At 62.5% G+C, this 16,048-nt stretch carries 12 protein-coding genes and 1 tRNA gene; 5 read left to right on the top strand and 8 right to left on the bottom strand.

Annotation, left to right across the window (positions count from 1 at the left end):
• Positions 1-22: 22 nt before the first annotated feature.
• Positions 23-1,198, top strand: a complete 1,176-nt coding sequence (tuf, locus tag CAER_RS0115550; RefSeq protein ID WP_027235550.1) for an elongation factor Tu — start codon at positions 23-25, stop codon at positions 1,196-1,198.
• 298 nt (positions 1,199-1,496) lie between these two features.
• Here the strand turns inward: tuf and CAER_RS0115555 are convergent, their stop codons facing one another.
• Complete coding sequence (locus CAER_RS0115555) at positions 1,497-2,000, bottom strand: hypothetical protein (RefSeq protein WP_027236239.1); 504 nt, start codon at positions 1,998-2,000, stop codon at positions 1,497-1,499.
• 197 nt (positions 2,001-2,197) lie between these two features.
• On the bottom strand, positions 2,198-2,908 hold the full coding sequence (locus CAER_RS0115560; RefSeq protein WP_027236240.1) for a lysophospholipid acyltransferase family protein: 711 nt from the start codon (positions 2,906-2,908) through the stop codon (positions 2,198-2,200).
• Between the two features lie 176 nt (positions 2,909-3,084).
• On the opposite strand from CAER_RS0115560, the gene CAER_RS0115565 reads away from it, so the two are divergent.
• Positions 3,085-3,160: transfer RNA gene (locus CAER_RS0115565), tRNA-Trp, on the top strand.
• Between the two features lie 59 nt (positions 3,161-3,219).
• Here CAER_RS0115565 and CAER_RS0115570 read toward each other — a convergent pair.
• Positions 3,220-5,370, bottom strand: a complete 2,151-nt coding sequence (locus tag CAER_RS0115570; protein ID WP_027236241.1) for a tetratricopeptide repeat protein — start codon at positions 5,368-5,370, stop codon at positions 3,220-3,222.
• 204 nt (positions 5,371-5,574) lie between these two features.
• Here CAER_RS0115570 and secE point away from each other — a divergent pair, with 204 nt between their 5' ends.
• Both secE and nusG read left to right on the top strand, forming a co-directional pair.
• Entirely contained in the window at positions 5,575-5,772 is a 198-nt protein-coding gene (gene secE / locus CAER_RS0115575; protein WP_008554326.1) for a preprotein translocase subunit SecE, read from the top strand.
• 215 nt (positions 5,773-5,987) lie between these two features.
• Entirely contained in the window at positions 5,988-6,521 is a 534-nt protein-coding gene (gene nusG, locus CAER_RS0115580) for a transcription termination/antitermination protein NusG (protein ID WP_027236242.1), read from the top strand.
• A gap of 601 nt (positions 6,522-7,122) precedes the next feature.
• On the opposite strand, the gene CAER_RS28030 is transcribed toward nusG, so the two are convergent.
• From CAER_RS28030 to CAER_RS0115600, 4 genes are all read right to left on the bottom strand, one after another.
• Entirely contained in the window at positions 7,123-8,175 is a 1,053-nt protein-coding gene (locus CAER_RS28030; RefSeq protein WP_051357784.1) for a GlxA family transcriptional regulator, read from the bottom strand.
• Positions 8,176-8,179: 4 nt separating this feature from the next.
• Positions 8,180-10,144, bottom strand: coding sequence for an ABC transporter permease (locus CAER_RS0115590; protein ID WP_027236243.1), 1,965 nt, complete (start codon positions 10,142-10,144; stop codon positions 8,180-8,182).
• Positions 10,141-11,172 (bottom strand): quaternary amine ABC transporter ATP-binding protein, encoded by a 1,032-nt coding sequence (locus CAER_RS0115595; RefSeq protein ID WP_027236244.1) that lies wholly within the window; start codon positions 11,170-11,172, stop codon positions 10,141-10,143. The genes CAER_RS0115590 and CAER_RS0115595 overlap by 4 nt, the downstream gene beginning before the upstream one ends.
• A 70-nt stretch (positions 11,173-11,242) precedes the next feature.
• Positions 11,243-12,190, bottom strand: a complete 948-nt coding sequence (locus CAER_RS0115600; RefSeq protein ID WP_027236245.1) for an ABC transporter substrate-binding protein — start codon at positions 12,188-12,190, stop codon at positions 11,243-11,245.
• Between the two features lie 189 nt (positions 12,191-12,379).
• On the opposite strand from CAER_RS0115600, the gene CAER_RS0115605 reads away from it, so the two are divergent.
• Positions 12,380-13,072, top strand: coding sequence for a response regulator (locus CAER_RS0115605; protein WP_027236246.1), 693 nt, complete (start codon positions 12,380-12,382; stop codon positions 13,070-13,072).
• On the opposite strand, the gene torS is transcribed toward CAER_RS0115605, so the two are convergent.
• Positions 13,053-15,980 (bottom strand): TMAO reductase system sensor histidine kinase/response regulator TorS, encoded by a 2,928-nt coding sequence (gene torS / locus CAER_RS0115610; protein ID WP_027236247.1) that lies wholly within the window; start codon positions 15,978-15,980, stop codon positions 13,053-13,055. The genes CAER_RS0115605 and torS overlap by 20 nt on opposite strands.
• Positions 15,981-16,048: the final 68 nt, after the last annotated feature.

Here is a 16,048-nt window from a genome sequence, read left to right on the forward strand (position 1 = left end):
CTCGAAACAAAAGGAGGCCATCATGGCTAAGGAAAAGTTTGAACGTAATAAACCGCACGTCAACATCGGCACCGTCGGCCACGTTGACCACGGCAAAACCACGCTGACCGCAGCGATCACCAAGTACTTCGGCGACTTCAAAGCCTACGACCAGATCGACGGCGCGCCGGAAGAAAAAGCCCGCGGCATCACCATCTCCACCGCGCACGTGGAATATGAAACCGACGCGCGCCACTACGCCCACGTCGACTGCCCCGGCCACGCCGACTACGTCAAGAACATGATCACCGGTGCGGCGCAGATGGACGGCGCGATCCTGGTTGTGAACGCCGCTGACGGTCCGATGCCGCAGACCCGCGAGCACATCCTGCTGGCGCGCCAGGTCGGCGTTCCGGCCCTGGTTGTCTTCATGAACAAAGTTGACCAGGTCGACGACGAAGAGCTGCTGGAGCTGGTGGAAATGGAAATCCGCGAGCTGCTGTCCTCCTACGAGTTCCCGGGCGACGATATTCCGATCATCGCAGGCTCCGCGCTGGCGGCGATGGAAGGCCGCGACCCGGAAATCGGCGAAGAGAAGATCAAAGAGCTGATGGCGGCCGTGGACGAATACATCCCGACCCCGGAGCGCGCGGTTGACCAGCCGTTCCTGATGCCGATCGAAGACGTGTTCTCGATCTCCGGCCGCGGCACCGTTGTGACCGGCCGTGTGGAGCGCGGTGTGATCAACGTTGGCGACGAAATCGAAATCGTCGGCATCAACGACACCAAGAAGACCACCTGCACCGGCGTGGAAATGTTCCGCAAGCTGCTGGACCGCGGTGAAGCAGGCGACAACATCGGCGCCCTGCTGCGCGGTGTGGACCGTGACGGTGTTGAGCGCGGCCAGGTGCTGTGCAAGCCGGGTTCCGTGACCCCGCACACCAAGTTCGAAGCCGAAGCCTACATCCTGACCAAGGAAGAAGGCGGCCGCCACACCCCGTTCTTCGCGAACTACCGTCCGCAGTTCTACTTCCGCACCACCGACGTGACCGGCACCGTGACCCTGCCGGAAGGCACCGAGATGGTGATGCCGGGCGACAACCTGAAGTTCGCGGTTGAGCTGATCGCCCCGATCGCGATGGAAGACGGCCTGCGCTTCGCCATCCGCGAAGGCGGCCGCACCGTCGGCGCCGGCGTCGTGTCCAAAATCATCGAGTGATTTTGGACCAGTGGGCGGCAGGCGGTTTTCGCTAGAAAATCGCCGAGAGCCACACGGTTCTGATCTCAGAGAGGGCCTCCTTCGGGAGGCCCTTTTCTTTTAGAACAACGCTTGAACAGGGCAGGGGCCGGCTTGGGGCCGGAGGCTGTCTTGCAAAAGCTCGGGTGGAGGTTTTGAGGCCGCAGAGAGCGTCAGCTCCGGGAGTGATGCAATCGCGCCCGCCCGCTTTGCCGCAGACAAACCTCCGGTTTGACGCAGGCCGAACGCGGGGCGTCCCGGCGGAGTGCCGGTACGCGGCCTACTTTCCCCTCAGTGCTTTGATGACTATCAGCCTTGCGGGGATGTTCGCTAAGGTGTGGTTTGTGTTTTCCGGGGTTGCCTCAATCCGGTATCTTCCCGGGGCAAGCTTGATTGCAGCAATTTCCAGCCCAGCTTCTTCGTTAAGAGTCATCAGGAGACTTGGCTGTAGGTTTGACTGCTCAAAGATCAGCTCATCTCGGCCACTCCCCCATTCGTAGATTCTTATGGTGAAGGTGAGAAGCTTGGGATCGTCCGTTGTCTGGTTGGGAGGGCTGACGCCGTATCCGTTTCTTCTAAGTTCACTGTGCAAATCCGGGCGCTTCTGCAGCATCAGGTACAGGCCGTACTCTTTGGGCCAAAGCACTTTTGTTTCCAGTGAAACCGTCCTTTGGGATCCAAGATCAATTTCGGCCTCGGCCCGGGCCTCGCCGCAGATCAGGTAAGCGGTAAATATGGCGAAGAAAGCTGCAGCGCGCAGTAAACGAAGGGTAATTGAATGCATTCTGGCCTGTGCAAAGTCAAACTGAATTGAGGGAAGCTCGTTTCAGCCAGCGTTCCGCATCCTGTGATTGAATGCAATCTGATACGGTCTAATCCCGGCCAGGAACCTGGCGAGTTGCCGGCAGATAACCTGCGTGCCCGCGACATTGTTTTGCGTCCGTAGGGCGGGCAATCTGCCCACCGCCGTTAAACTCCTGATCAATCTGTCAGTGCTTTCGGATCTTCACCGCGGCGCCCGGCTACCGCGTCCGCCGCATCCGTTATGGAATCCAGCGAGGATTCCAGGCTCAGCCTCAGCGCCTCCACCTGCTCATCGCTGGGCTTCTTCGGCACCTCGTCCGTCCATTCCCGGCACATCAGAACGCCGCGCGAAAACGGCAGCGGCAGCATCTGCTGGTCCCAGGTCGGCAGCTTGATCACTTTCCGCTCCGCAAAGGCCACGGTGAACACCCGGCAGCCGGTCATCCGCGCCCAGACCACGGGCACCGTCGAGGACACCCGCGCAGGCCCCCGCGGGCCGTCGGCGGCAATGCCGATGGAGCAGCCTTCCCGGGTGCGGCGCAGGACTTCACGCGACAGCGCCACATGGCGCTTGTGGCTCGACATCGGGATGGTCTCGAACCCCAGGCGCACCAGGATCTGCCCGGCCAGCCGCCCGGCGCGGGCGGCGGAGGTCAGCGCGCAGATGCGGCCGAGCGAAGTGTCGAACAGATAGGGCGCCATAATCAGCCGCTGGTGCCAGAGCACAAAGATCACCGGCTCGCCGCGGCGCACGCAGTTGTCCATGTCCTCAAACCCGCTGCGGGTCCAGCGTGAGGTGCGAAAGGCGAATCGCACATAGGCGGCGAACAGCGCCTCGATGGCGCGGTTCACCCGGGGGCTGTCGGCGAATTTCTTTCTCAGGCTCACGGTTTTCAGGCTCGTTTCCAAGGAATTGGCGGGCTGGGCTGCCCGTTTCCGGCCCGTCTTAGCGCATGGGCCGGCCCGGGCAAAGCCCGCGGCCCGCAATCCGCTGCGCGGCACGCAGAAAATCGGATTTCCCTCTTGCCACAGCGGCGCGGCTGCCGTAGGACATGCCGCACCACAGGGGTATAGCTCAGTTGGTAGAGCGACGGTCTCCAAAACCGTAGGTCGCGGGTTCGAACCCTGCTGCCCCTGCCAGTTTCCCGAAAGTCCGAAAACCAGGGCCGCCCGCAGCGGGCGGACGGCTGGTGTGTGTGTCAGCCTTGCGGCATGTCCGGGCCTGTGAGTGTCAGGTGACCCGGGGGCAAACCCTGCAGAAACCTGTCAAAGGCCGCGTCATATGCGCTCTCAATCTGCCGGGCGAACCGTGCGGTTGAGAACAGGGGGGCGTCCTGATGCTGCAAGCGCAGCTCGCGCTTCAGTGCCGTGCAGGCCTCCGGATCCGCTGCGAGGGCCGCGGCTTTTGCCTCATATGCTTCGGCGCTGTCCGCGATCAGTCCGGGCAATCCGGCGGCTTGCAGCAGGCTCGCCCCGGTCCGGGCAGCGAACTGCTGGCCGGGGAGGGTGAGCACCGGCACCCCGGCCGCCAGTGCTTCGCCTGCCGCGCTGCTGGCATTGACCGTGAAGGTGTCTAGGAACAGACCGGCCAGCGGCAGCCGCGCTAGCCGCTCATCGCGGCCGGCAGGCGGGGCAAAGATCAGCCGGTCCGGGTCGATGCCGCGGGCGGCCGCGGCGCGGCGCAGGTTCGAAACGGAGTGCGCGCCGTGATCCAGCAGCCAAAGCACGCTGCCGGGGGTGCTGTCCAGCAAGCGCATCCAGATCCCGAATTCCTGCGGGGTGATCTGGCTGGCTGCGGCAAAACTGCAGAACACAAAACCCTCGTCCGGCAAGCCGCAATCCGCCCGTTCCGGGCTGCTGGCGGCCTGTGCGGGGGGCACCGCCACGCAGCTGTCCGGCAGCCGCAAGAGATGTTCGTTGTGATACCGCTCGCTGCCTGGCGGGCAGGTGGTGCTGTCGCTGACCAGATAGTCATATGCCGCCGTTCCCAGGGTTCCGGGGTATCCGGGCCAGACAATATGCAGGGGCGCCAGCCGGGCACTGAACAGGCCGCTCCGGCTGCCACCGGAAAAGCCTGAGAGGTCAACGGCAATGTCCAGCCCGTCGGCCTTGACCGAAGCGGCGCAGCTGTCCAGCGAGGTTCCCTCCAGTACCCGCACGCAGGAGGCCGAGTCGCGCAGTGCTGCTGCGGCGTCTGCCGCAAGACCTGGTCCGGTGGCATAGGCAAAGACTTCGAACCGGCTGCGGTCATGAGCAGCCAGTATCGCGGCGTGCTGGCTCAGCACGGCCTCGGCGTCGCGGGCAGTAAAGAAATACCCGACCCGGAGCCGTGCCTTGCGCTGCGGCGCGGTTGCCGCCGTTTGAAGCTCTGCCTCCGGAAACAGCTCGCTGGCGTAGGCTTGCGCGCGAACCCGCATCAAGTCCGGATTGTCCTCCATCAGCATTAGCGCGCTGGGGTCGCAGCCGCTGCCGCGCAGGCCCAGCAGGCGGCGGTATTGTTCATATTCCTTTACCCAGCGCCAGTCGCTGAGTTCTGCCAGGACATGCAGGCGCTGCGTGCGGGCGCGGTCGTCAGAGGGTGAGACCCGGAGGACCTTATCAAAGCACGGCAGTGCTTCGGCATAACGGCCCTCGGCCTTGATCAGCAGCCCCAGCTGGAACTGCGCCTCGGTCATGCCAGGATGCAGGCTGGCAGCGCGGGTGTAATGGTCCTCGGCCTCCGCCACGGCGCCGAGCTTGTGCAGCAGGCCGGCCAGAGTGAAATGCAGCGCGGCATCGTCCGGCGCAAGCGCAACCGCCCGGCGCAGGGTTGCCGCGGCCTCTGTGCTGCTGCCCTGCAGCGGCAGCGCCTCGGCCAGGCTGCGCAGCGCCAGCAGGCAATCGGCGTCCAGCGCCAGGGCCTTCCGGTACAGCGCTAGGGCATTGTCCAGCTGTCCGCGCGCCATATGAATGCGGCCCATGGCGGCATAGGTGCCGGCCTCTTTGGCGTCGATACCGCACGCTTTGTTCAGGCAGGTGGCCGCATTGTCCAAATGGCCGGCGGCCAGATGGCAGCGGCCCAGAAAATCCCACAGGAAATGTGACTCCCGGAAGGTCTTCAGCAGGGCGCCGCAGCTTTCTGCGGCCTCAAAGGGGCGTCCGGCAGCCAGCGCGGCCTCCAGCTCTGCCTTGGTGTCGGCGGAGGGTTCGCGCTGCTCGCGCAGGCGGCCGCGCAGCGAATCCAGTGCCTTCAGGGCGCGGGCGTTCTTCGGGTTGCGGGCAAGAATTCCGGAGTAGGCAAGCACGGCATCTTCGAACCTGGCATCGCGTTCAAGCTGCTCGGCCTGGGAGAGGGTCTGTGCGGGTGTCATGGCATCCTGTCTCACTAAAACACACGGGGGTGCCCCGGCACGGCGCGGGTCGTGCGCCGGGGCTGCTAGACTCAGTTTTGCGGGAAGTGGATTAAAATTGGATTGACTGCGGGCATGCTCCCCGCTTGGTGCGGGGGCAGGGCTTGAATTCAGCTGCCGCACCGGTTACATCGCATTCACTGCTAGCAGAGAGACTCCCCCAGCATGGCGACTATCAACCCAGTTCAGTTCATCCAGCAGGTTCGTGCCGAAGTGTCCAAGGTCGTTTGGCCGACCCGGCGCGAGGTGCTGCTGACCACGGTCATGGTGTTCATCATGGCGGCCCTGACGGCGCTGTTCTTCGCGCTGGTCGATCTGCTGATCCGCTATGGCCTGCAGGGGCTCCTGGGGATGTTCGGATAAGCCTGCAGCAGTATGACGGTTCCGGGTTCGCGGTTGCTGCGCAGCACTTGATTCTGGCGGCGATGGGCGGTACGTGAGCAGGAACATTGAGGCGGGCGTGCAGCGATTCGGTTTGCACGCCGCTTTTTGTTGGAGAGCGCAGCTTGAGAGCTGCAACGGGATGATTAAGCAGCGGCGCGGCACCGGCCCGTCCTGCAGAACAAGGACAACGGTTCATGGCGAAACGGTGGTACTCGGTCAGCGTTCTTTCGAACTTCGAAAAGAAAATCGCAGAGCAGATCCGCACCGCGGTCGCCGAGCAAGGGCTCGAGGACGAAATTGACGAGGTGCTGGTCCCCACTGAAGAGGTGATTGAGATCCGCCGCGGAAAGAAGGTCTCGACTGAGCGCCGGTTTATGCCGGGCTATGTTCTGGTCCACATGGAAATGTCCGACCGCGGCTACCACCTGATTTCCTCGATCAACCGGGTCACCGGCTTCCTGGGTCCGCAGGGCCGCCCGATGCCGATGCGCGACGCCGAAGTGCAGGGCATCCTGGGCCGCGTCGAGGAAGGCGTCGAGGCACCGCGCACCCTGATCCATTACGAGGTCGGCGAGAAGGTCAAAGTCAACGACGGCCCGTTCGAGGATTTCGACGGTATGGTCGAAGAGGTCGACGAGGACAATCAGAAGCTCAAGGTTACCGTGTCGATCTTCGGCCGGGAAACTCCGGTGGAGCTGGATTTCACCCAAGTGACCAAACAGGGGTAATACCTCCCTCAGCGAATTTCATGGCGCCGCGTTGCATACTGCACCGCGGCGTTTTTTGTGGTCTTGCGGGATGAGCCTGCTGTTCATGGCAGGCACGCAATCGTCTGTTTTCTGCGGCAGTTCAGCGCGCGAAAAGACCGTGCTCCTTATCAAGGAAAGTCAGAACCGGTTTTGTTCTTGATGCCGGTAAACACAGGCGATGGCAGCTGGGGATGAATAGGTGTGGAACGCCCAACTTGATCTGACGTTCCTGCTCTTCAGGAGCGCAGACCTGGCGTGCAGCATGGGGGCAGTCGCCATCACCAGCATGGCATTGCCTTTCGCCGGTTCCAAAACTCGAACCTCAGTGAGGCCTGCACAGCCCTGCAAATTGTCCGCAGCTCCTGACGGCCTTGCAGGCTTGCTGCAGCACGGTCCTGCCTACCGGTTCGAGAGGGGCTTACAAGTGTGCCTGCAGACCGCGGCCGCACGGGACCGAAAGCCCCTTTTTGGTGCTTCACTTGCATGCGGCGGCGCATATACCGGGAACAGGACCGGTTTCGAACTGGCCGGACCACCTCTCCCGCTGAACGATTTTCTAAGGTCCAGGAAATGTGCCGCATCAGATCTTTCTGATCTCTGTGAGCGTATCAGAGCCTTTTTGCCTGCTCGTCATGCCGCCGGCTGGCAGGAAGGCCCGCTTGCGGTCCTGAACTGGTGTGACACCGTAGAATTTGCGGTAGTGCAGTGTCAGGGTGGAGGAACTGGCATAGCCGACCGCATTGGCGATGCCGGAGACTGGCTCCCAGGAATAAAGCACCATTTGCCGGGCAGCTTCCAGGCGCTGGCGCCGGTAGTATTCTCCGGGGCTCAGACCCGTGGCGGCGCGGAAGCTGCGCTCCAGCTGGCGCGGGGAAATGCCGGCCATCCGCGCCACATCACGGATGCAGACCGGAGTTCCGAAGTTTTTAGAGAAGATTGACATCGCCTCCTTTACGGCGGGCGGCATCTGGTCGACCGTGCGATCGCTTTGCAGCACGGGGACCTTTTGCCGGGCGCTGCCGTTGCGGATGACCGGGTGCTGGAACAGGCAGGCAACCTCGCTCATGGCGTCCGCGCCGAGGGCGCAGCCGATCAGTTCAAGCGACAGATCGAACATGGCGGTGGCGCCCGAAACCGTGTGAAGACAGCCATCGCGCACGATCAGCCGGTCCACGGCGGTGCAGTTGGGGAAAGCGGCTTCGAAGGCGCTTCGGTAGCACCAATGAACCGCGCAGCGCCGCCCGGCCAGGACACCGCTGCGGGCCAGCGGGAAGACGCCGCCGGAAACCGCACCGAGGGTCACGCCATGGCGTGCCAGGTAGCGCAGGCGTCCAGGGCTTGAGACCGGATTCGCGAATTCGGCCTCCGGCCCGGACAGCAGAAACAGGCAGTCGAGCCCTTCTGTCTCCGCAAGGCTTGCATCTGCTGGAAAAAGGACCCCGGCAGAAGCTGCTGCGTCCTCGCCGGTTTCGGTTGCCAGGGACCAGGAAAACACCTGGCACCCGGCAATTTCATTGGCGGCACGCAGCGGCTCTATTGCCGAGGTCAGGCAGGCCATGGGAAAGCCTGGAAACAGCAGAAAGCCTATGCGGGTGCGGGGCGCGGGTCCAAAGTTGTTGGAATGGATCGTCATGGTTTTACTCCAGCCCCAGCGCTTGTTTCTTGGACTGCGCCCATGTGGTCACAAGGTGGTCCACCATCAGCCCCATGAAGGCAACGGCAAGACCCAGTACCAGACCTTTGCCCACATCGGTGGAGGACAGAGCACGCTGCATTTCCTGCCCCAAGTCCTGAGTGCCTATGAAGGCGGCGATGATCACCATGAACAGCGAGAACATCACCGACTGGTTGACCCCGACCATGATGGTCGGCAGCGCCATCGGCAGGCGTACGTTCCACAAGGTCTGCATCCGGGTGGCGCCTGACATACCCGCAGCCTCGATCAGGGTTTCGGGCACCTGCCGCAGGCCCTCAATCGTGTAGCGCACCAGCGGCACAGCGGCGAACAGGACCACGGCGCCGATCACCGCCACATCATTGACGCCGAACAGCATGACCACCGGGATCAGGTAGATGAAGCTGGGGAAGGTCTGCAGCGTGTCGCAGATCAGCAGTGCCAGGGCGGCGCGTTTCCCGTGAAACGATCCCCAGATGCCCAGCGGAAAGCCGATCACGGCAGCAATCGAAACGGCGACCACGACGGTGTAGACGGTGATCATGGCGCGGTCCCACCAGCCGGACATGGCGATCAGGCCGAAGAAGGCAAGGCACACCAGGGCAGAGCGCAGTCCGCCGATGGCCCAGCCGGCGGCGGCCAGCAGCGCCAGCACTGCGGCGTAGGGCATCCACAGGAAGGCATCGCGGATCGGGATCAGCACCCAAGTGATCAGGAACCAGCGCAGCCACTGGGTGACTGGGTCGATCAGCACGATGAACCAATCTGCAACCGCATCAATCGGTTTGGAGATGGTGAAGGCGTCGCGGCGGCCAATCTGATCCATCAGCGGGATGAACTGTGCCAGCACGAGGCAGGCCAGCGACAGGCCGAGACCCAGCAGCAGGAACTTGTTGCGCTCGGCAAAGGAGGTGCCTTTCTCGAAATGCTCGGGCTGTTTGGTCGCCCAGGCCTTGGTGCAGCGGTCCAGCATCACTGCCAGCAGCACGATGGTGATGCCGATCTCGACAGAGCGGCCGATTTTGAGCGCCTGCAGCAGCTGAAGCAGCTTTTGCCCCAGGCCCGGCATGCCGATGAAGCTGGCCAGAACCACCATGGCGAGGCACTGCATGATCACCTGGTTCACGCCGACCAGGATCTCGCTCCGCGCTGTTGGAATGCGCACATGGCGCAGCAGCTGCCAGCGGGTAGAGCCGCACATATGGCCGCTTTCGATCACCTCATGCGGGACCTTGCGCAGGCCCAAGAGCGACATGCGGATCATCGGCGGCACCGAGAAGATGATGGTAACGATGGCGCCTGCCTTGGGGCCGACGCCGATGAAGACAACTACCGGAATCATATAGGCAAAATGGGGCAGGCTTTGCGCGATGTTGAGGATGGGGTTCAGGATCCGCTCGAAGGCCCTGGAACGCCAGGCGAGGATGCCCATGACCAGCCCGAACAGGATCGAGAAGGGCGCGGCGACAACGATCACCGAGAGCGTTTCCATCGCCCATTTCCACTGCCCCATGACGGCAATCCAGACAAAGGTGCCGCCGGTCAGCAGCGACAAGCGCCAGCCTTGCAGCGCATAGCCGATGACAAATCCGATACTGGCGATCACGGTCCACGGGATCGGGCCGATGCGCGGCCAGCGGTTCTTGCCATAAAGCAGGTTGGCAGTCACATCGAGCAGCCATTCCACCCCATCGGCAAAGGCGCGGGTCAGGTACAGAAGTCCCATGTCATCGCGAAGAAAGGCAAAAATCGCATTGATCCAGTCGGCGAAGGGCAGGATCAGCCACTCCGGCGGCCGCACCAGCCCGGCAGGTAAAAACGTGTTGGCGGCGGCTAGAACGCAAGCCGCAGCAAAGATTGCCCAGCCGGTTTTGGCGCGTGTCCAGGTGTGGGGCTTCCCGGATAGTACCATGGTCTGATCCGTCATGAGGCCTCTCCCAGCAGCACGTCCAGCGCCTCCTGCCGGCTTATGGCGCCGATCAGGCTGCCGGCACTGTTGGCAACGGGCAGGAAGTCGCGACTGTCATTGACCAGCAGGCGGGCCAGTTCAGAGATGGTCTGTTTCTCTCCGATTGGCGCTCCGGTCAGGTTGTGTCCGTTCACGTCGCGGGCCAGAACGCCTGCGTGGACAACGCGTGACTTCTCGATTTCCTCGGTAAACTTGGCGACGTACTCGGTGGCGGGGTTCAGCACGATCTGATCGGGTGTATCGCACTGCTCGACCACGCCGTCCTTCATGATGGCGATGCGGTCTGCAAGGCGCAGCGCCTCGTCAAAGTCGTGGGTGATAAAGACGATGGTCTTGCCCAGCATCTCCTGCAAGCGGAGAAATTCGTCCTGCATCTCTCGGCGGATCAGCGGGTCAAGTGCTGAGAATGGTTCGTCCAGAAACCAGATATCCGGTTCGATCGCCAGGCTGCGGGCAATGCCGACGCGTTGCTGTTGACCGCCCGACAGTTCACGCGGAAAGTAGTCCTCGCGCCCTGACAGGCCGACCAGTTCGATCACTTCCAGTGCGCGGGCGCGGCGTTCGTGGCGGTCCTGGCCGCGCATTTCCAGCGGGAAGGCGACGTTATCCAGAACGGTGCGGTGGGGCAGCAGGCCGAAGCTCTGGAATACCATGCCCATCTTGTTGCGGCGCAGGTCAATCAGCTCCTTCTCGGACATTTCGCCGATGTTCTGGCCCTCGACCCGGACCTCGCCGCCGGTGATGCCGATGAGCCGTGACAGGCAGCGCACGAAGGTCGACTTGCCAGAGCCAGACAGCCCCATAATCACCAGCATCTCCCCCTTGGCGATATCCAGCGACACATCCCGCACAGCGGCGATGTAGCCGGCCTGGCGGATTTCATCAAAGCCCGGGTTGCCGGTCAGCGACTTCAGGTACTGCTCCGGATTGGCGCCAAACAGCTTCCAGACGTTTTTGCAGGAAATGACGGGGGTGGCGGCGGTCATGGCTTAACTTTCTTTGGCAAAGACGCCGGGGCAGCGGACCGCCCCGGCTGGTTGGCGGGATGTGCGGAGCTCAGGAACCGGTCCAGGGTTTCCAGAGATCCTCATTGGCCTCCAGCCATTCAGCAGCCGCGTCCTCGGGTTCCATCTCGTCAATGTCGACCAGTTTGGCCATCTCGGCGATCTGCGGGTTTGTGAAGCTGATTTGGGTCAGCGTTTCATAAGCCGCCGGCCACTTGTCCTTCATGCCGTCCCAAGCGGCCTTTTTGAGGTAGCCGTTCGCAGGGTTGCCGCAGTCATAGGTGGCGTTGGGGTTCGGGCCGACAGAGGGGTCCTTGTCGCAACCCTCAACCCAGGTGGGGAACTCGACGAATTCACCCGGCCAGACGGCCTCGGCAAAGTTCGGGGTCCAGTTGAAAATCACCACCGGCCGCTTGGTTTTCTCCGCCGCGGCCACTTCGGCCCAGAGCGCCGAAGCCGACCCTGCATTCACCACGGTGAAATTCATGTCCAGCGCCTCAACCCGCTCTGCGTCATGCTTGAGCCAATCGACAGGCCCCCCCAGAAAGCGGCCCTTGTCGCCGGTCTCAGGCGTGGCAAAGACGGCGGCGCACTCGTTCAGGGCTTGCCAGTCCGGCAGGCCGGGGCAGGCCTCCTTGGTCCAGGCCGGATACCACCAGTCCTCGCGGGTGACGGCGTTGTGGTCGCCTGCGTCACGCAGGCCGCCCTTGGCCAGTGCTTCGTTGAAGGACTTGCCGAAGGCGCCCTCCCAAACCTCCAACTCCAGCGTGACGTCGCCCAGCCGCACCGATTCATAAACCGCCTGGCTGTCGGTCGAGACATATTCGACATTGTTGCCCATCGACTCGAAGATCTGGCCGACCACGTGGCTCATCACGATCTGGCTCGACCAGTTGTGGACCGGGATTATGATGGGGTCCGGGGAGTCTTCTGCCATTGCCATCGGGGCCGCCATGGTCAAGGCCGCTGCAGTGGCCAAAAGGTATTGCCGGTATTTCATGTGTGTCTCCCTGTTGTCGCAGCCCGGGTCCTGATGGCCTGAGCCTTTGTCGCGGTCTGAAAGCCTGGCTTTCGGGGAGGGAGGCTAGGGCGCGGATGTGAACAGGTCAGCCCGGCGGGATGAACAGGCTGGCAGTTCATGTTAAAATTTGTTAACCGGTGGGAAAGTTTCGCGAAGGGCACCGAAGGCATGGCGCATATACTGATCATCGAGGACGAGCCGGTCACGCGGGCCACCCTCGCCAGTTATCTGGATGCGCAAGGGTATTGTGTTTCGCAGGCCGAAACTGCGGAAAAAGCGGAAAAAATACTTGAAGGGCAGGAGGTTGACCTGCTGCTGGTCGACATTAACCTGCCGGGCAAGGATGGTTTGCAGATCACTCGCGAACAGCGGGCCAAGTCAGAGATGGGAATCATTCTGGTAACCGGCCGGGATGATGAAATTGACCGTATTGTCGGACTGGAACTTGGTGCGGATGATTATGTTTGCAAGCCTTTCAACCGGCGTGAACTGCTGGCGAGGCTCAAGAATCTGTTACGGAGAACACAGGATATCCGGCGCCTGTCCCGGCGGATCTACAAGTTTGGCAAATTCCAATTCGACGTGGCTGCGCGGCATCTGCAGACCGCCGAGGGCGACAGTATTCCGCTGACCCGGGCCGAGTTCGAAGTGCTGGACATGCTGGTCAGCCGGGCGGGGGAGGTGGCCTCGCGCGATGCGCTGATGAGCCGTGTCACGCACCGGCAGTACGGCGGCAACCCCCGCACCGTGGATGTGCTGATCCGGCGATTGCGCAGCAAGCTGGAGGAAGACCCGGCCAACCCGAGGCTGATCAGCACTGTGCATGGAGAAGGCTATGCCTTCACGGCGCCTTTGGCCTGACGGCTTCGCAGTCGCGCAGCACCGCTGCCAGCGCGTTCAAGACCTGCGGCACCAGGCGGTTCAGCGTGTCCAGCAGATCCCTGGCTTGGGACAGGTCGCCGTTTCCGGCCCGTTTCTCGAGGTCAGACAGCAGTGATACCAGATCCCGCTGGCCGAATGTGCCGGCCGCCCCTTTGGCCCGGTGCGCTTCTTTTGCCAAGGCCGCGCAATTCTGGGTTTCCAGCGCGGTGCCCATGCGGTCGAGGCTTTGCGGCAGTTCGCGCTCGAACAGCCGCGCGATGTCCAGCGTTTGGGCCGCACCGAGGTCTTGAATGTTGTCGTGCATCTGCTGCCGGAGGGTGTCGTAACGGTCCGTCTGGCCGGGGGCCGCGTGCCGGGCGGACAAATAGACCGCCCCCTCATGGCCGCGCATGACACTGTCCAAGGCCTTGGCCAGGCGTTCGGGCGAGACTGGCTTGGCGACAAATCCGTTCATGCCGGCCTGCAGGTGGGTTTCGATCTGTTCCTCCTGAACATGCGCTGAAATGCCGATAACCGGAAGCTCGGCGAGCCGCGGATCCGGCAAAGCCCGCAAGCGGCGAGTGGCGTCGGTTCCGCTGATCCCGGGAAGGTTCACATCCATCAGCACGAGGTCGAAACAGGAGACTTGCAGCAAGTCCAGCGCCTCCTCCGCACTGCCAACACAATGGCAGCTGTGGCCCATGCGCTCCAGATAGCCGCGGGCGACCATCTGATTGATCTCATTGTCCTCCACCACCAGAACGGACAAAGCGTTTTCAGCCCGTGCCACCGTGGCAGGAGGCTCCTCCGGTGCCAGATCAGCCGGATCGCCAGGTTCCAGATCCAGGGAGAGGGTGAAAACGGACCCCACGCCCACGGTGCTTTCCAGCGAGAGCCGGGCACCGATGGCGTCGGCGAAATGCCTGCTGATCGCAAGCCCCAGACCGGTGCCGCCGAACTTGCGCGCAGTGTCAGTGTCTTCCTGTTCGAAGGCCTCGAAAACCCTCAGCTTGGCTTCATCCGAGATACCCTTGCCGGTGTCGCTGACCTCAAATGCCACCCTGTGATGCCCGCGGGTTGCGCCATTGGACCGGACCCGCAGGATCACTTCGCCGTCATTGGTGAATTTCAACGCGTTGGACAGTAGGTTGAACAGAATCTGCCGCAGCTTGGCCGCGTCGCCCTGTACGACATCGGGCAGTCCTTCCGGGGCGTCTAGCCAGAGATGTACGCCCTTGGCATCAGCACCGGGGCGCAACAGAACGACGATGTCGGTCACCAGGTCGCGCAGCGAAAAAGTTGTGATCTCAGGCGACAGCGCACCGCTTTCGATCTTCGAGTAGTCCAAGATGTCGTTCAGGATTTTCAGCAAGTTCTGGCCGGAGGTCAGCGCCGCCCGCAGCCGCTCCATCTGCCGGGGCGGCAGGCCATCCTCCGAAAGGCTGCGAAGCATCCCCAGCACCCCGTTCATTGGTGTGCGGATTTCGTGGCTCATCATGGCAAGAAATTCGGATTTCGCTTGATCTGCAGCTTCCGCCTTCTGCCGGGCCTCGTCATGGGCTTCGACTTCCTCCTGCAGGCGCTCGGTTTGCTCATTCACAAGGGCCTGGAGGTTGTTACGGTGCTCCCTGAGTTCTTGTTCGTTGCGGTCCCGCACCTGTTCGAGTTCCAGCTTTTCGATTGCTTGCTGGCGGAAGACTTCGACGGCCTCCTCCATCCGCGCGATTTCATCCTGCCCGCGGGGCCGCACCGGATGGTCCAGCTGCCCCCGCATAAGCGCCGCCATGGTGCCGGAGAGTCGGTCGAGGCGGCGGGTGATACTGCCGCGCACAAAGAACCACAGCACCGCTAGCGACAGGACAAAACCGGCGGCTGCAGCAAAGCCGTTGCGCAGCTGCGCCTGCTGCACGTCCAAGGCGGCGGCATTGCCCGACTGGATGGCCCGCGCTTGCGCCTGATCCGCCACGACTGCGGCCTCGTCGCCAAGTCGCAGCGCGGTATCCTGCAGTTCCTGTTTCAACGCGGTTATGCGGTTTTCGGTAGCGAGGATACGGTCCCTCAGCACAAATAGCCCTGTTGCAGCATCTGGAACGCTCCGCAGCTGTGCAGCATGACCTTCAGCCTGCTGCCGCCGCCCGGGGTCGCGAATAGCCTTGATCCGGCGCGAAACAATCCTCAGCCGGCTGATAAGTGACGCCTCGATTTCGCCCAGCTCCGTTTCGCTGGCGGCGTCTTCGATCCGGTTGATCAGCAGCCCGATTTCCGCTGTTTGCGAGCGCAGCTCGAACATCAGGCCCAGCTGAAACAAGTCGACCTCAAGCAGCTTGTCCAGCGTGTCGGTGCGTGCTTGCTCCTCAGCGGTTGAGGAACCGGGGCCGTAAAGGCTGGAAATCACGGCTGTTGTGCCCATTTCGGCATTGGCCACCAAAGTATCTGCCATGCTGAGCAAATTATTCGCAGCCGTCAGGTTGCGGTCTGCAAGCTGTTTGAACTCCTCGCGCAGCGAAATGCGCGCCTCAACCAGATCGTTCAGGAGGGACAATACGCGGGCGGCATCGCTCACCGTCGCCCGCAACCGAGACGAGCCCGGTCCCCCGGCCTGCTCCAGCGCGTCGAGCCGCGCTGTCAGGGCATCCACCTGATCGGCCAGAAAGCGGGCACGCTTTGCACGTTCAGCCTGGGAGCCGACGGCGGCCAGTTCGGGGGCAATAGCAATTATGCGGGTGCTTTCTTCAGCCATGCCGCGCACCTCGGCAATGGCGGGGATGGTTTGGCTGATCACGTCTGCCTGACGGTGTGCCAGCGTTCTCAACTCGACCAGTCCCAGGATACCGGCAAGGGTTGGAAGACCCGCAATAACTATGAATGCGAGGCTCAATTTGCCGCCGAGACCGAGCTTTCCTAACATCCATGGACTTTCGCGCGCATTTAGCTGCGGTGCAATTTTGAATTTCCCTTTTGCACCCCGCTGCCTAT

This window comes from Leisingera caerulea DSM 24564, from assembly GCF_000473325.1.
In the GTDB taxonomy this organism is placed as follows: domain Bacteria; phylum Pseudomonadota; class Alphaproteobacteria; order Rhodobacterales; family Rhodobacteraceae; genus Leisingera; species Leisingera caerulea.

What these genes read in the sequence shown, in the direction of transcription:
- tuf (WP_027235550.1), top strand. Translation starts at nt 23, where the DNA reads ATGGCTAAGGAAAAGTTTGAACGTAATAAACCGCACGTCAACATCGGC.
- CAER_RS0115555 (WP_027236239.1), bottom strand. Translation starts at nt 2,000, where the DNA reads ATGCATTCAATTACCCTTCGTTTACTGCGCGCTGCAGCTTTCTTCGCC.
- CAER_RS0115570 (WP_027236241.1), bottom strand. Translation starts at nt 5,370, where the DNA reads ATGACACCCGCACAGACCCTCTCCCAGGCCGAGCAGCTTGAACGCGAT.
- secE (WP_008554326.1), top strand. Translation starts at nt 5,575, where the DNA reads ATGGCGACTATCAACCCAGTTCAGTTCATCCAGCAGGTTCGTGCCGAA.
- nusG (WP_027236242.1), top strand. Translation starts at nt 5,988, where the DNA reads ATGGCGAAACGGTGGTACTCGGTCAGCGTTCTTTCGAACTTCGAAAAG.
- CAER_RS28030 (WP_051357784.1), bottom strand. Translation starts at nt 8,175, where the DNA reads ATGACGATCCATTCCAACAACTTTGGACCCGCGCCCCGCACCCGCATA.
- CAER_RS0115590 (WP_027236243.1), bottom strand. Translation starts at nt 10,144, where the DNA reads ATGACGGATCAGACCATGGTACTATCCGGGAAGCCCCACACCTGGACA.
- CAER_RS0115595 (WP_027236244.1), bottom strand. Translation starts at nt 11,172, where the DNA reads ATGACCGCCGCCACCCCCGTCATTTCCTGCAAAAACGTCTGGAAGCTG.
- CAER_RS0115600 (WP_027236245.1), bottom strand. Translation starts at nt 12,190, where the DNA reads ATGAAATACCGGCAATACCTTTTGGCCACTGCAGCGGCCTTGACCATG.
- CAER_RS0115605 (WP_027236246.1), top strand. Translation starts at nt 12,380, where the DNA reads ATGGCGCATATACTGATCATCGAGGACGAGCCGGTCACGCGGGCCACC.
- torS (WP_027236247.1), bottom strand. Translation starts at nt 15,980, where the DNA reads ATGTTAGGAAAGCTCGGTCTCGGCGGCAAATTGAGCCTCGCATTCATA.